Here is a 14,142-nt window from a genome sequence, read left to right as displayed (position 1 = left end):
CGGATCTGGCTCAATCATCGACCGCTTCCAGATCCAGGACCTCCGGTGCCCAGTCCTCCGGGCTCAGGCGCTCCCGCTCACCCGGCAGGAACAGTCCGTACCGGTCGAGATAATGAGCCTGAGCCTCGAAGACGGGCGGATCGGCCGGATCCAACGGCTGGGCCCGGCCGCGCAGGCTCGGGAAGGTGTCGAGATCACGCCTGACGACCCACCGGCACGGAATGCCTAGCGAGTAGCAATGGCTCTCTGCCAGGACGTCGGCCCGAACCGTTCCAACGCCGCCCAACTGGAGGCGGGGCTCTGGCAACTGCCCGTCATACCAGTACCTGGGGAACCGGCCGAGCGGCTGCCGCGGGGCATCGGTGTCCCACCAGACCTGCGGGCGACAACCGGGATGATCCTGTAGCCACAAGGCCATCAGCTCATCGCGGTACTGCCGCCAAAGCGCGCCTGCGGATCGGGCTTGGTAGGGCGAATCGGGTCGGTCACAGCCTACTTCCGTATAGCGCCACCAAACATCCGACTCCGGGACCTCCGGCGGCGCGCAGTCCAGCAGGTAGCTGATCTGGTACGCACTCAGGCTTTCGACGCGGTTTCGGCGCCTGCGGACACGCTTGGTGGGCATGGCTTCTCCTACATCTTCGAGCCGGGCGGACGGCCCGGCCGGTCGTTCAAGGGCTCGATGTCCAAGTTGAGCTGCTTGACCGCCGCAAGAAATTGCCCGCGAGCGTCACGCTCTGTAGCGAGTAATGGATGCGCCTTCACCTGACCAAAGCGATCCTCAAAAGTCGCTCCAGTCTTTTTGATCTGTTGCTGCGCATCTCGCATTCGATCAAATGCTTCGAATGCAGTTTGCAAAATCAGGAGACCGCCATCATCTTGGATGGAATACTCTTCAGAAAGCTTCGTCCACCACCGCTTTGCTTCGGCAGATAGGTGCTTTGGGGGTCCTAGTGAGTTTTTCAAAGCGATTCCTTAGTTTCGTGTGCGTGGTGGACCGACAGCGGTCCTTAGTTTTTTACTGTCGCAGAGATGTGATAGCCCCCTCCCTCTCCTGTTGATCGAGGCGAACGGCAGTGCCATCCGCCGCCCGCGCCAGCCGGAAGTGACGAGGTGGGCTAGGGGCGACGCTGATTGGCGTGCCGTCATGCTCCACCAGGCGCTCGACAGGCACGCTCTCGTCAATGCGACGACGCCGGCGAGGCGTGAGGATGGGGCGCTGTTCAACCGGGATGTCCCGCCAGCCCGTGCGGGTGCGGACCACGATGCGGCGGTTCATGGGCGGAACTCCTGTTCGATCTCGTCCAGTTCGTCCCGCAGCACGATCTCACCCTCATCGGCGAGCAGGTGATCGGGCAACGGTGGTGTCTCCTGGTCACGCGCCAGAGCATGCAGAGCATCCATCAGCGCAGGATCGGTTGGCTTTCCACAGGTATCGACCAGCAGCCCGCTCGGTCGCAGCTCCACGCGCCAGCCTTGTGCAGAAGCCCGTGCAAGCGGATCTGCGCCATCCACTGGCGCAGGCGCGGATCCTCCTGCCGCCGTGAGCACAGCACGGACCTCCTCCCGCCGAGCCCGAAGATCGGCCAGCAGATCGGGCCCGATTGGTCGCGGTGCTTCCCAACGGATCCTGCCGCCCGGCTCAAGGCGAACCGCCACCCCTGCGGCTCGGGCGCGGGCCAGCGCGGCGATCATAGCTCACCTTCAAACACATGCAGCGAGGGATCAGAAAGAGATTGGGACGGAGCGTCATTGGCGTCATGAGCGTCATCCGCAGGCTCATCACCATCAACCTCGAGCGGTTCGTCAGGCTCTTTGGGTATCTCCAGCTTCAGCGACAGCCCGCGGGCATGCATATCGCGGCCGGTCTCGACGATGATGCCGTCGCGCCGCAGCGCCGGGGCCAGACGCTTGAGCCGGCCAGTCAGGGCATGCGGAGCACCAGGCCATCCCTTGGTGCGCTTGGTGTCCAGGTCGACCTTGGCGTTGAGCCGGCTGAGCAGCTCGGTAGCCGTTCCAGTGAAGGCGTTGCTGTTGCCCTCCAGGAAGGTCCGAAGCACTGGCACCAGCACGTCGCCGTCCAGCGCCATCCGGGCGGCATTGCGGCGGTTGCGCTCATATGCTTTCAGGAACTGCCCCGGCTTCAGCCCGAGGTCTGGTGCACCAGCCTCCACCCAGCGGGCGAAGTCCGCCATTCGGGGCTTGGACTTGAGCACGGTGGTTGGTAGCCGCTTCAGCGCGCCCGTCACCGCATCCAACAGTGCGGCCAGGACTGCCGAAGCCAGTGCCTCGAACTTCCGCCAGAAGTCGGCCTCGAACTCCCGTTCGGTATCGGGCCGGGCGTGCAGCTCCAGCAGGATCGCGCGATCCAGCAGGTCCGGTGCACGAGCCACATCCGGGATGGCGTTCAGCAGTTGCGGCCGGCTGGCAGAGAACAGCACCTCGCCGTCATCGGTGAACAGCTGGCGGGTGCGGAACCCGCCGCCGGTGGCCAGGCGGCACATGGCGTCCGACAGGTCCGGGTCGATCGACGACATGTTGTCGAAGCCAAGCACCCAGGAGTTCCGGGCAGCGATCGCGAGATCGCGCTCGTCCTTGGGCTTGGTGCCGAGGTCCACCTTGTTAGGGTCGATCAGCCGGCGCAGCACGCGGGCGAGCGTGGTCTTGCCCGAGCCCTGCTCGCCGGTGATGGCGAGCACCGGATAAGGACCACGCGGCGCAAAGCAGCCGAACAGCCAACCGAGCAACAGGATCCAGATGTCCCCCTTCTGCCCGATCAGCTTCTTCAGCGCCTCAAGAGCACTCTCGCCTCGCACCGGGATCGGCAGCGCCATCATGCCGGGACAGCGGAGGAACCGGACAGGAGCGGCAGCAACGACCCGCCAGCCGCCCTGGTCGATCTCGATGGCCCGATGGGAGGCGTCACCGAGGTCGAGATAGACGGCCGCCATGACGCTGCATGACGCTAATGACGCTTCTTGCCTATCTCTTTCTAGTTCCGCGCCCTGTGTATTCAGCTTCCGAGCCTCGCCGATGCGGATAGCGGGGCGGTCCAGCGGTCCACGACCGGCCAGGGCGTCGATGGCAGCCAGCGCCTCGGTCAGCGCTTGCGTGCCAGGGGCAGCCGGACGAGGCCCATGCTCGGTCTTGATCGTATGGGCGTCGCCATAGGCGTGGATCAGCCAGCGCTTGAAGCCGGTGCTCTTGACCGCATGGTGCTCCACCCGTCCCTGTTCATAGCTGACAGAGCAAAAGCCCGTTTCAGCGTCATCGCGCCAGAACTCGCCATGCTTCATGGCCAGCGCGATCAGCTGCTCGCGCTGGTGCGTCTTGGTCTGCTCTTCTCCGCCAGCCATACGCACAGCGCGGATCACGGCATCCAGGAAGCCGCAGGTGATCCCAAGCTTCTTGGCGCTGTCCCGGCGAGAGCGCTGGTAGTCGGCTGGCGGCAAAGCAGCGAGCTGCATGATGGCGGTAGTAAACGCCTCATCATCGGAGCCAACCGCAGCGCGCATCTTCTCCGCCCGCTGGCGCTCCGCCTGTTGCGCCTCCTCGATCTTCGCCCGCAGGGCCGGATCCAAGTCGTCGAGAACGTCGGCGCCGAGGTCGTGCGCATCATCATAGTCGGTCACGACGCACCTCCCGGCGCGCGCGGCCGATCCATGCCGGCGGCAAGCCCGCGGTCGATCTGACGGGCAACTTCCTCTCGGCGCCAAGGGCGGCCAAAGGCCTTCATGGCAAGCCCGGCCTCGATCAGGTCCGCCCTGGCCTTCAGGAGCGGCATATGCCCCGAGCCGACCAGGGAGCCGATGCCCATAGCTTCGCGGTACAGGGTCGGATGCTGCTGCTTATCGCCGGCCTGCTCGATGCGCTCGCAAGCATGATCCAGGGCAGCACGGCTGTACGCCGGCTTCGGGCCCCAGGTGCCGTCAATCGGCGCACGCAACGGGGCCGCCACTGGGCAAGGCGGTTCCGGCGGCACGCGTACCGCCACCCGTTCCGCCTCCCCCGGGATGATCGCCAAGCGCACCGGCACCGGATCAACCATGCCGATGAAGACCGGGCGCGCGGTATAGATGAGCGTGGCGGGATGGAGGGTCGACCGGTCCAGGCCTGGCACGTTGGCGAACACGCGGCGCAGCTGAGCACCGCAATGGTCCTGCGCGAGGAGAAACCAGACCCGGCCACGGAAGCCCGACTTCACGCCGGCCGAACCGCTGGCCTGGACGATGCAGGTGGCGCGGCGGAACTCGATCGGCAGTGCCGGACGCACCACCAGGTCATAGGTGCCGGAGAGATCGAGCCACCATCTGTCAGGTGCGCCCAGCCCATCGAAGTCCAGCGCGACCCACCGGCGCGGCACTTCGATAAGCGTGACCGCGTCATCCTGATCAGGGTGCAGCAGACGGCGCATGTGGACGCGGTTGGCATCGGCACGGACGGCGGAACGGATCACCGCGCTTTTCTGGTCGTCCCTCAGGCGATCCAGAAGGGATGCCAGGGCTCCAATGGATACTGCCTTCGCAAGTCTGCCTCGAAAGTGCCTAGCGTCCTCATAGGGGTCGGTGCGGGTCGTTCCGTCCGCCTGTCGGGTATGGATCTTCGTGAGACGCAGCGACGGGCTGGTCAGCACCACCACTGCATCCGGATCCGCGAAGCCGGGAGCAGCGAGATCAACGGCTGTGGGAGGCAGGGCTTCAGGCGCATCCGTCATCACGCCCTCCTCCCAGCTCAGCCCAGGCGAGGAAAGCCCGGCGGATGTCGGCGTTGATGGCTTGGAGGTAGGCGAGGTGATCGAGCAGGTGCGAGTTTCGAACAGCCGTGCTACCAGACATGCGGCGTTCGTAGGGGCTCGGGCTGTGGCGGCCCGGCCCCTTCTCCTTCAGGTTCATGGCGTTCGTCTCCGGCCGCTCAGGCGGCAGACTTGGTGACGTTCTTGGAAATCAGCGCCTTCAAGGAGGCGACGGGGATCAGCGTTGCGCGGCCGATCTTGATGGTCTCAAGCTGGTTCTGCTTGATCAGCTCATAGAGCACACTGCGCGAGATCCCGGTCATGCGAACCGCATCAGGGATCCGAACGCTGATAGGGTCGGCGCGGGAGGAAGGTTCTTTCACGTCCAGGTCCTCTACTGCTTAGGACTGCCCCGTGATGTCCGGGTGGACGCTATAGAATACACGATTCTATCGCTGGCAATTCTGCAGCAGCCAGGGACCTGACCGCTGCACGGCTAGACCTTCAGATATGCCGACACGGCATTGGCAAGGAGATCGGCTAGTGTGCTGCGCAATAGGTCAAGCGTTCCAACGTAAACCGTTAAACCATGACAAGCGAGGATATAGCCGCCATCGCCGGTCGCTCTTATCGATGCGGGTCGCGCAGCCGCCCAGGAGTGAAGAGTCCTACGCGAGATGCCAAACTCGTGACAGAGCGACGCAGCATAGTTGCGTTGAGACAGTAACTGTTTCTCTCCCGCAGTCTTGTAGAGCACGGCGACATCTTCTGGTCCGGCAGTCTCTTCAAACTGATCCCGTCCGCCACTGGGTTCAGGCCAGCTGTATGGCAGCTTGCCCGCCAATCCACCTTCAATGATATTGACGAGATGATTTGCAATAGCGGGGTGCAGCTTGCGGCTGCCGTCTCTGCTTTGCTTGAGTGCTTCAATAAGAAGATAAGCAAGCTCCAGATCAATTTCCCGTTGCTGCTTCAGAGATAATTCCTCATCTATTTCACCGGTTCTTTCTTTGACACGTACTTCACTTGACAGCAGCCGCAGATTGAAAAAGCGATCAGCTATCGTTCCCTTCTTTTCGTTCCGTTTCATCTTGACCCTCTTAGGCACCTGTGCATGGCAAGCAGAGCGAGTTGGTGCCGAAGGTCGTTCCGGATCCTCCATCTTGCTTCGGAGCATCCACGCAAGCTCCCTCACTCTGTCAGCTATGCTAGGCTGGTTCGTCCGGAACGCATGAGACACTTCTTGCTCATTATGGCGCCTAAGCACCGTCTGATCGCGTGGCACCGAACTAGCTAGCGTGATAACTGTCATACCGCTGATCCTCCAGCATGACCGGGCGGAGCGAGCTTTCCAGGGCCGTTGCTCCGTCCGGTCGATCTGCCCAGAAGCGCCGGGCGCGCACGATCACGCCACTGCAGTTGCCTCTGGCTTCAGTGGCGCAACATTGGTCGGCTCCGCATCGAGCGCGAAACCGGTCTCATCGATCGTCTGCCGCACGAACCCCGGAGCAAGGTGGCCGTAGTGCCTCTCCACCATCCTGGTGTCTGTGTGACCCAATGCCTGGGCCACTACCAAAAGCGGCGCCCCCGCCATTATCCTCCCGCTGGCATAGGTGTGCCGGAGCGCGTGGAAGTTGACTGCCGGTACGATCCCTGCCCGCTGCGACGCGAGCCTCATCCGAGCGATCTGGTGGTTGTCACCCCAAGCCTGCCCATCAAACCGAAGTAGCAGGAGTTCGTCGCCTCCTCTGCCTTGCACAAGCGTCTGCAGGAACGCTGAGGCCGCTCGGTCGAGCGGCACGTGCCGAGCTCTGCCAGACTTCGCCACAGGCACTAGCAGCGTACGGGCTGTGACATCGACATCCCGAACCCTCGCCCGTGCGAGTTCACCAAAGCGGCAGCCGGTCTCCACCGCAGCACGTACCAGGCGGCGAAAGTCCGGCGGACAAGCGTTCAGAAGCCTGATGACCTCATCGCGGGACAGATAGCGGAGCCGTGCTGCCTCTACGCTCTTGAACGCCTGTACCCGTGTCCAGATGCTCGGGTCTCCGACTCCATGCTCTCGGTGTGCATGAGTGAGCGCAGCTTTCAAGGTTGTGAGCAGACGATTTGCTGTGGATTGCCGACGACGCTGCAGTTCCTCCGGCTCGATGGCCGTCGCGAGCGCCTTCGGCTTGCCTGATCGTCCTAAAGCGGGCGCCTCGGCTAGAGCGTGGTGCCAGTTCCTGAGCCTAGCCGTAGTCAGCCTGTTCATGTCGGTCTGACCAAGAGCCGGCCGAATGTGGCGCTCGATGGCGCGCCTAGCCTCCGTGACAGACTTCTGGCTGCGGCGGAACCATCTCAGGTAGTCATCGAGTGCATCGCCGACAGTGCGCACCGTAGGAGGGGCTTCTTCTTCAAGGCCAGCAGCCTTCCGGGCCAGCTGGTCCCACCACTTGATCGCAGATGCGCGAGCCTGGGCGAAGCTGAGGATGTCGATGCCGTTTGCCTCGCGCTGATCGTCGGCGAAGCCAAGCGTCGTCTTCCGGTACGAACCACCATTGCCGCCAGTAGGACGCCAGCGTGCATACCAGGTGCCGTAGTCGCTGCCTTTCAGTCGCCGGTAGCCGAGATGCTGGCCAGGGGCGACCCCGAACCACCAAGGCTCATGGGCCGTCTCAAGCTTGGCCCGCTCTGTCTTGCTGGAGATCCTGGTCAGGGGGATCGGCTTCGGCATGTCCGGCACTGTTCTGAATGCTTAGGAAATGTACTCCTACGGGCATTCAGGGACAATCGAGGACAATTTCCTAAGGAACGTCAGAAACCAAAGGATATCAACGAACGCTTGTGGACATCAAAATGCCTCTATTTCCACCCTTTCAAGGTGGCGACACGGGTTCGAATCCCGTTGGGGATGCCAAGCTTTTCAGATACTTGGCATGCCGGTTTCCCAATGCTCCTAAGCATGTCGGGTGGAGATGCCACCGGACGGCAGCGGCTACTGTCACGACTGTTCGGCGCAAAAGGGGCACCGACGGCTGCCGGGACCGCTCCAGTCGACCGCACGCAGGAAAGCCATAGCAGCTCAGGGTCCCAGCCACGCCCTGCTCGACCCAGTCCGGCAGGCAGATAAGGAAGCACTGCTGCCAATCGAACCTTGATCGCCTCCACCAGATGGTATCATCTCCTCTGCGGAGCCTGGGCCAAACCATGAGGCAAATGATCAGACGCCATCGCAGCAACCGTCAGGCCCTGCCTGCCCTGGCGAATGTCCGCCGATGGCTGGCGCTGGCGGCGATGGTCCTGCTGGTGCTGACAGGTTTTCCGGTATCCGGCCATGCCGGCCATGCCGGCCAGACGATGCCGTCCGGGCCATCGCACGAGATGTCCATCTGCCATGGTACCGATGATTGTCCGGCTGATCCACACGATCAGGCGTCCAGTTCCTGCTGCGTCATGGCTGCGGTGCATGCCTGCTGCATCTTGACCGTCGCAGGCGACATCGACCTCACTCCTCTCCCGCAGTCCTGGCCACGCCCGGACGAGCCGATCCTGGCTGGTCTCGTTCGGGCCCCAGCTCAGCATCCTCCCTCCATCGCCACCGCCTGACCGTCCGGCACGCCAGGCTCCAGCCAATCAGACAGCGTCGAAACGGCTGCATGAGCAGCATCGATGACTGCCCAGATTGATCAGAGTGGCTGGAGCCGTGCCGGCGCAATAGGCGCTTGGTGAATGTCGATCCTTCAGACACGACGATGGAGACAGGGGATGCGTCCTACGACTTTGCTGCTCGCCGCAGTACTCGCTGGCGGCCTGGGCATCAGCACCGTTGCTGCACAGGAAGAGGAACACGGCGAACATCACGAGCAACCGGTGACCGGATCCGAGGAGGTTGCGCCGATGCCCATGGCGCCTGGCGCCATGATGGGTCAAAGCCCCGGCATGATGCAGCGCTGCATGGAAATGATGCCTGCCTGCCGACCCGGCCAAGCTGGGATGGACGGTGCTGAGGACGGCCATACCGGTTTGGATGTCTCGGGTCCGCTCGATCCGGTTGAAGGCGCCTTCGATGCCATCAATCGGCGCATGCACCGCGACATGGCCGTGGTCCCTGGGAGCAACCCTGACATGGCGTTTGCCAAAGGCATGATCGCCCATCACATCGCGGCGGTCGACATGGCGCGGGTGGTTCTCAGCTTCGGCAAGGATCCGGAGATCCGCAAGCTCGCCGAGGCGATCATCAAGGCCCAGGAGCCGGAGATCGCCTTCCTACAGCAGTGGCTGCTCAAGCAGCCGCAGCAGTAATCGCTGGCTTGTAGCCGCGGCAGTTGGGGCTGGGCGCGTCGGAGCATCCGCTGCGCCCAGCCGTCGACCTTGCGAAGGCACAAGGCTCGATCGCCGCCGGACAACGGAAAGACGAGGGACCGGCAATGGATCATGGAACCAGCCACGACGGCGCATACCGCCATGCAGGCGGGCACGCTGCACACGGCCCCCACCATTCCCATCAACACGCATCCGATCCAGACAAGGTCGCCGACCCCGTATGCGGGATGATGGTGGATCCGCACACCACACAGCACCGCCACACGCACGCGGCGCGCACCTACTACTTCTGCAGCGCCGGCTGCCGCACGAAGTTCGAGGCGGAGCCTGCCCGCTACCTTCAGGGACAGCCGGCGCCGGCTGCCAAGCCGGATGCGATCTACACCTGCCCCATGCATCCGGAGATCCGCCAGATCGGTCCTGGAAGCTGCCCGATCTGCGGCATGGCGCTGGAGCCGGTCGAAGTGACGGCCGAGGCTGGTCCCAGCCCGGAGCTCGTCGACATGACCCGGCGCTTCTGGATCGGCTTGATCCTGGCGCTGCCGGTCGTGATCCTCGAGATGGGCAGCCACTTCTTCGGCCTGCACAGGCTGGTCGCCCAGCAGACCTCCAATTGGCTGCAGCTCCTGTTCGCCACGCCGGTGGTGCTTTGGGCAGGCTGGCCTTTCTTCGAGCGCGGCTGGGCCTCGCTGAAGAGCCGCAGCCTCAACATGTTCACGCTCATCGCCATCGGGACCGGCGTCGCCTGGGTCTACAGCCTCGTCGGCACGGCGGCACCCTGGATCTTCCCCGCGAGCCTCCGCTTCGAAGGCGGAGCCGTAGCGGTCTACTTCGAGGCGGCAGCGGTGATCACCGTCCTGGTCCTGCTCGGCCAGATTCTGGAGCTGCGCGCGCGCGAGCAGACCAGCGGCGCCATTCGTGCGCTCCTGGACCTAGCGCCCAAGACAGCTCGTCGGCTGCGCGTGGACGGCACCGATGAGGAAGTGACGCTCGACCAGGTCCTGCCTGGCGACCGACTGCGGGTCCGCCCAGGCGACCGTGTTCCGGTGGACGGCCAGGTGCTGGAGGGAACCAGTGCTGTCGACGAGAGCATGGTCACAGGCGAGAGCCTGCCGGTCGAGAAGGTGCCGGAAAGCAAGGTGATCGGCGGCACGCTGAACGGCCGCGGCGGCTTCGTGATGCGAGCCGACAAGGTCGGCCGCGAGACCATGCTGGCCCGCATCGTGCAGATGGTGGCCGACGCTCAACGCTCGCGCGCGCCGATCCAGCGGCTGGCCGATCAGGTTGCCGGCTGGTTCGTGCCGGCCGTGATCGTCGTGGCAATCCTGGCGTTCGTGGCCTGGATGGCCTTCGGGCCGGAGCCAGCCTTCGCCTACGGCTTGGTCGCAGCTGTGTCCGTGCTCATCATCGCCTGCCCATGCGCTCTGGGCCTAGCCACGCCCATGTCGATCATGGTGGGCGTCGGCCGTGGTGCCGGCCTCGGTGTCCTGATCAAGAACGCCGAGGCGCTGGAGCGGATGGAGAAGGTCAACACGATCATCGTCGACAAGACCGGGACGCTGACCGAGGGCAAGCCTGCCGTCACCGCGGTCGTGCCGCTGGCCGATCGCGACGAGGCAGAGGTACTGCGCTTTGCCGCCACTCTCGAGCGCTCCAGCGAACACCCGCTCGCGTCGGCTATCGTGAAGGCCGCCGAGGAACGAGGCAGCCGGCTGGGTGTCGTCGACGCCTTCCAGTCGATCACTGGCAAGGGAGTCATCGGCCGTGTCGATGGTACCGAAGTGGCGCTCGGCAATGTAGCGCTGATGGAGGAGCGCCAAATCGAGCTCGGTGCGGCACGTGCGCGGGCCGATGAGCTCCGCCGCGGAGGCGCCACCGTGATGCACGTCGCGGTCGATGGCCAGATCATCGGACTGATTGCGGTGGCCGATCCGGTGAAGGCTAGTACGCCCGCGGCCCTCGAAGGCTTACGGACTCAAGGCATCCACATCGTCATGCTGACCGGTGACAACCGCGCCACCGCCGAGGCGGTGGCCAGCCGGCTGCACATCGACGAGGTCGAGGCGGAGGTCCTGCCCGAGCAGAAAAGTGCAGTTGTCCAGCGCCTCCGGGACCAGGGGCGCGTCGTGGCGATGGCGGGCGATGGTGTCAACGATGCGCCAGCACTCGCTGCCGCCGACGTCGGCATCGCCATGGGCACCGGCACTGATGTTGCCATGGAGAGCGCCGGCGTGACCCTGGTAAAGGGCGACCTCGCCGCCATCGCCCGGGCGCGAAAGCTCAGCGCCGCCACCATGAACAACATCCGCCAGAACCTGTTCTTCGCCTTCATCTACAATGCGCTTGGCGTGCCCGTGGCAGCGGGCCTCCTCTATCCGTTCACGGGCGTGCTGCTCAGCCCGATCATCGCCGCTGCGGCCATGGCGCTGAGCTCGGTCTCTGTGATCCTGAACGCGCTCCGGCTGCGAACGATCCGGATCTGAGGCGGGTCTCCCCGCCTCAGACGGACGTCTGCTCCAGGAAATGGCTACCGGCTCGACCCGACGAGGTGCAGCGACGCCACCAACGCCGGCCTCACCGATTCAACCAAGGCAAGGCATACTGGAACCCGACGGTGATCCGTGCATCCGGGCTGCCGTCGCCAACGCCGATACCACCCCCGGCAGTGATCGCGGCCAGCGGTGTCAGCTGGTAGCGCAGCCCGGCTTCCACGAAGTTAGTATCATCGCCCTCTTCCAGGTTCTGCTCACGTGCGATGTCGCCGACGAACAGAAGATTGGAGCTGATCGGCTGACTGTAGCCCAGCGCTGCCCGATACCAGTCGGCACGTTCGTCGTCCTCGGCATCGTAGGCGTGCACCCAGGAGACGTTGAGGTGCAGGCGGCGCGGCACGAAGCCGCCCAGACTCTTCGTGGCGATGAACTTGAGCTCGGTCTCGACCCGCTCGTCGTCCTGGTCGAACGGCACCGTCAGTTCGCCGGCAAGCGCCAGGGGCGGGCATATAAATGCCTTCGCTGTTGAAGTTGTAGAGGCCATCCACGCCAAAGCGGCCGTTCTCGTCTTCCTCCTCGTCGAGGACGCGGTAGGGCAGGCTCGAGCATCTGGCGCAGCCAGAACGGGGCAAAGTGGCGCAGCCTGCCGAGTGAGTTCGGGCCCTGGTGGATGGCGGCGCAGACCTTCATCCGCCCTCGGCGGCCTGCTGGCCGCCGCTCCCCTGGAGATCGGATCAGCCGTCTGCTGACGGCTGATGGGGACGACTGGGGGCGTGGGAACGGCTGCTGACGATGGCGCAGGAACGGGGCGTGCAGCTGGGCATGACTTTCCTGGACGGCACCAACATCCGGGCACACCAAAAGGCGGCCGGTGCCGCTCAAAAAGGGGCAGCGGAACCCGATGCGCTGAGGGTGAAGCTCTTGGCCGATCTCGTGGCGGCCCTGTCGGCTCTGCCGACATCACTCCGTGGGATCGGCCATAGGCCGATGGAACGAAAGCCTGCGTGATCGCGGATGGCTCTGGCCGCGCCATCGCCTTCCGCTTGGCACCCGGACAGGCCCACGAACTGCCGCAGGCCATTGCCCTGCTTGCCCGTCTGCCGGCCGTGCCACGCTGGGTCGTGGCGGATCACGGCTATACCAGCCATGCCTTCCGCGAGCGCATCTGGAACCTGGGCGCACGACCGGCGATTCCACCGCAGCGGCATGAAGCACCGGTCGCTTGTCCCGGCTGGATCTACAACAGTCGCAACCGGGTGGAGCGCTTGTGGGCCAGGCTCAAGGAGTGGCGCGCCATTGCTACCCGCTACGAGAAGACCGCCAGTTCCTTCATGGGCGTGCTCTGCCTCGCTGCCACCCTCGATTGGCTCAAGAACTAACGGGTCCTAGCCGTCGCGGTGCCGTCCGGCACCAAGGTCTACAACTGGACCGCCACCCTCTATAAGGGCCACATCTCGCTGCCCCCCTCTTTCTGATCACCATGGGCTTCATCGGCCTCTTCGTGGTAGGCGGCCTGACGGGGCTCGTGCTGGCGATGCTGGCGATCGACGTGCACGTGCACGACACCTATTTCGTCGTGGCGCACTTCCACTTCATCATGGTCGGCGGCTCCGTGTCCGCCTTCTTCGGCGCACTGCACTTCTGGTGGCCGAAGATGATCGGGCGGACCTACGCGGTGGTCTGGGGGCGGCTGTCCGCCATCTTCATCTTCCCGGGCTTCAACCTGACCTTCTTCCCGCAGTTCATTCTGAGCTATCTCGGAGGCCGCGGCGCTACCACGTCTATCCACCCGAGTTCCAGGTGCTGCACGTCATATCGTCACTGGGCGCTGCCATCCTCGGCGTCGCCTATCTGCTGCCCTTCGTCTACCTGTTCTGGTCGATACGCTACGGCAAGCCGGCGGGCTCCAACCCGTGACAGGTTGTCGGCCTCGAGTTGACGGTGCCCTCGCCGCCTCTCAAGCACAACTTCACGGAAACTCCGGTGGCAGGCCCACCCTACGATTATCACGTCGAGCGGGACAAGGAGGCATGACCGAGTGCGTCGAGGTTCACGAGCCCTATCAGGAAGCCGGCCAGCAGCACGAGACCGACATGATGGGCATGAACCTGTTTCTTGCGACGGAGATCATGCTGTTCGGCGGCCTGTGCATCGTGATCGTCATCTACCGCTTCCTGCATCCCGAGGAAATCGTCGCGGCGTCAGCGCGGCTGCACATGTGGATCAGCGCCGCCAACACGGTCGTGCTGCTCATCTCCAGCTTCGCCGCAGCCGCTGCGATCAAGTCCGCCCGGCATGCGCATGCTCGCAGATCGGCGCATTTGCTTGCCGCTGCGGCGGCCCTAGGCCTCACTTTCCTGGGCTTGAAGGCTTACGAATACCACGCGGAGTACACGGAAGGCCTGCTCCCGATCCTGAGCAATCCTCCTCGCTTCTCAGGTCCAGTCGAGCAGCTGTTCATGAATCTCTACCTGTTGTACCGGTCCACAATGATGAGACACCGATGTGCGCTCACGCGGCCATGTGCATCTGACCAAGCTGGCCGGCTCGAACCTGGGCGGGTGTCCGGTAGCCGTGCCGCTCGACGATCCAGCTCCGGTTGTAGGTCTGCTG

Annotated in this window: 13 protein-coding genes, 1 tRNA gene and 3 pseudogenes; 7 read left to right on the top strand and 10 right to left on the bottom strand. The window is 64.2% G+C overall.

Going from position 1 to position 14,142, the window contains the following annotated elements; genetic code table 11:
* Positions 1–10: 10 nt before the first annotated feature.
* From VHL31_RS19850 to VHL31_RS19810, 9 genes are all read right to left on the bottom strand, one after another.
* Positions 11–625: a hypothetical protein gene (locus tag VHL31_RS19850; protein ID WP_329662975.1), complete on the bottom strand. Its 615-nt coding sequence runs from the start codon at positions 623–625 to the stop codon at positions 11–13.
* Positions 626–633: 8 nt separating this feature from the next.
* Entirely contained in the window at positions 634–966 is a 333-nt protein-coding gene (locus VHL31_RS19845; RefSeq protein ID WP_329662974.1) for a phage terminase small subunit P27 family, read from the bottom strand.
* A gap of 309 nt (positions 967–1,275) precedes the next feature.
* Positions 1,276–1,467 carry a hypothetical protein gene (locus VHL31_RS19840; protein WP_329662973.1) on the bottom strand — a complete coding sequence of 64 codons (192 nt, stop codon included), beginning with the start codon at positions 1,465–1,467 and terminating at the stop codon, positions 1,276–1,278.
* 224 nt (positions 1,468–1,691) lie between these two features.
* Complete coding sequence (locus VHL31_RS19835; protein ID WP_329662972.1) at positions 1,692–3,632, bottom strand: hypothetical protein; 1,941 nt, start codon at positions 3,630–3,632, stop codon at positions 1,692–1,694.
* Positions 3,629–4,714: a hypothetical protein gene (locus VHL31_RS19830; protein WP_329662971.1), complete on the bottom strand. Its 1,086-nt coding sequence runs from the start codon at positions 4,712–4,714 to the stop codon at positions 3,629–3,631. The genes VHL31_RS19835 and VHL31_RS19830 overlap by 4 nt, the downstream gene beginning before the upstream one ends.
* Complete coding sequence (locus VHL31_RS19825; protein WP_329662970.1) at positions 4,698–4,892, bottom strand: hypothetical protein; 195 nt, start codon at positions 4,890–4,892, stop codon at positions 4,698–4,700. Before VHL31_RS19825 ends, VHL31_RS19830 begins: the two co-directional genes overlap by 17 nt.
* Before the next feature lie 19 nt (positions 4,893–4,911).
* Positions 4,912–5,115 carry a helix-turn-helix domain-containing protein gene (locus tag VHL31_RS19820; protein WP_329662969.1) on the bottom strand — a complete coding sequence of 68 codons (204 nt, stop codon included), beginning with the start codon at positions 5,113–5,115 and terminating at the stop codon, positions 4,912–4,914.
* A gap of 113 nt (positions 5,116–5,228) precedes the next feature.
* Positions 5,229–5,822, bottom strand: a complete 594-nt coding sequence (locus VHL31_RS19815) for a hypothetical protein (RefSeq protein ID WP_329662968.1) — start codon at positions 5,820–5,822, stop codon at positions 5,229–5,231.
* 315 nt (positions 5,823–6,137) lie between these two features.
* Entirely contained in the window at positions 6,138–7,448 is a 1,311-nt protein-coding gene (locus VHL31_RS19810) for a tyrosine-type recombinase/integrase (protein ID WP_329662967.1), read from the bottom strand.
* Positions 7,449–7,542: 94 nt separating this feature from the next.
* Between VHL31_RS19810 and VHL31_RS19805 the strand changes: the two genes are divergently transcribed.
* From VHL31_RS19805 to VHL31_RS19790, 4 genes are all read left to right on the top strand, one after another.
* Positions 7,543–7,631, top strand: a tRNA-OTHER gene (locus VHL31_RS19805).
* A gap of 299 nt (positions 7,632–7,930) precedes the next feature.
* Positions 7,931–8,320: a hypothetical protein gene (locus tag VHL31_RS19800; RefSeq protein ID WP_329662966.1), complete on the top strand. Its 390-nt coding sequence runs from the start codon at positions 7,931–7,933 to the stop codon at positions 8,318–8,320.
* 123 nt (positions 8,321–8,443) lie between these two features.
* Positions 8,444–9,016 carry a CopM family metallochaperone gene (gene copM / locus VHL31_RS19795; protein ID WP_329662965.1) on the top strand — a complete coding sequence of 191 codons (573 nt, stop codon included), beginning with the start codon at positions 8,444–8,446 and terminating at the stop codon, positions 9,014–9,016.
* A 125-nt stretch (positions 9,017–9,141) separates the two neighbouring features.
* Positions 9,142–11,520: a heavy metal translocating P-type ATPase gene (locus tag VHL31_RS19790; protein ID WP_329662964.1), complete on the top strand. Its 2,379-nt coding sequence runs from the start codon at positions 9,142–9,144 to the stop codon at positions 11,518–11,520.
* A gap of 91 nt (positions 11,521–11,611) precedes the next feature.
* Here VHL31_RS19790 and VHL31_RS19785 read toward each other — a convergent pair whose 3' ends face one another.
* The gene (locus tag VHL31_RS19785; RefSeq protein ID WP_329662963.1) at positions 11,612–12,004 is read right to left on the bottom strand and encodes a hypothetical protein; all 393 of its coding nucleotides are present in this window, start codon (positions 12,002–12,004) and stop codon (positions 11,612–11,614) included.
* 84 nt (positions 12,005–12,088) lie between these two features.
* On the opposite strand from VHL31_RS19785, the pseudogene VHL31_RS19780 reads away from it, so the two are divergent.
* The 3 pseudogenes from VHL31_RS19780 to VHL31_RS19770 all read left to right on the top strand — a co-directional run.
* Positions 12,089–12,908, top strand: a pseudogene (locus tag VHL31_RS19780) (IS5 family transposase); the annotation flags it as partial.
* Positions 12,909–12,914: 6 nt separating this feature from the next.
* Positions 12,915–13,563, top strand: a pseudogene (locus VHL31_RS19775) (cbb3-type cytochrome c oxidase subunit I); the annotation flags it as partial.
* 59 nt (positions 13,564–13,622) lie between these two features.
* Positions 13,623–14,142 (top strand): annotated as a pseudogene (locus VHL31_RS19770) (hypothetical protein); the annotation flags it as partial.

Origin of the sequence: Geminicoccus sp. (genome assembly GCF_036263595.1) — a bacterium.
GTDB lineage: Bacteria > Pseudomonadota > Alphaproteobacteria > Geminicoccales > Geminicoccaceae > Geminicoccus.
This window is presented reverse-complemented; position numbering and strand designations above follow the sequence as displayed.

What these genes read in the sequence shown, in the direction of transcription:
- VHL31_RS19850 (WP_329662975.1), bottom strand. Translation starts at nt 625, where the DNA reads ATGCCCACCAAGCGTGTCCGCAGGCGCCGAAACCGCGTCGAAAGCCTG.
- VHL31_RS19830 (WP_329662971.1), bottom strand. Translation starts at nt 4,714, where the DNA reads ATGACGGATGCGCCTGAAGCCCTGCCTCCCACAGCCGTTGATCTCGCT.
- VHL31_RS19825 (WP_329662970.1), bottom strand. Translation starts at nt 4,892, where the DNA reads ATGAACCTGAAGGAGAAGGGGCCGGGCCGCCACAGCCCGAGCCCCTAC.
- VHL31_RS19815 (WP_329662968.1), bottom strand. Translation starts at nt 5,822, where the DNA reads ATGAAACGGAACGAAAAGAAGGGAACGATAGCTGATCGCTTTTTCAAT.
- VHL31_RS19810 (WP_329662967.1), bottom strand. Translation starts at nt 7,448, where the DNA reads ATGCCGAAGCCGATCCCCCTGACCAGGATCTCCAGCAAGACAGAGCGG.
- VHL31_RS19800 (WP_329662966.1), top strand. Translation starts at nt 7,931, where the DNA reads ATGATCAGACGCCATCGCAGCAACCGTCAGGCCCTGCCTGCCCTGGCG.
- copM (WP_329662965.1), top strand. Translation starts at nt 8,444, where the DNA reads ATGTCGATCCTTCAGACACGACGATGGAGACAGGGGATGCGTCCTACG.
- VHL31_RS19790 (WP_329662964.1), top strand. Translation starts at nt 9,142, where the DNA reads ATGGATCATGGAACCAGCCACGACGGCGCATACCGCCATGCAGGCGGG.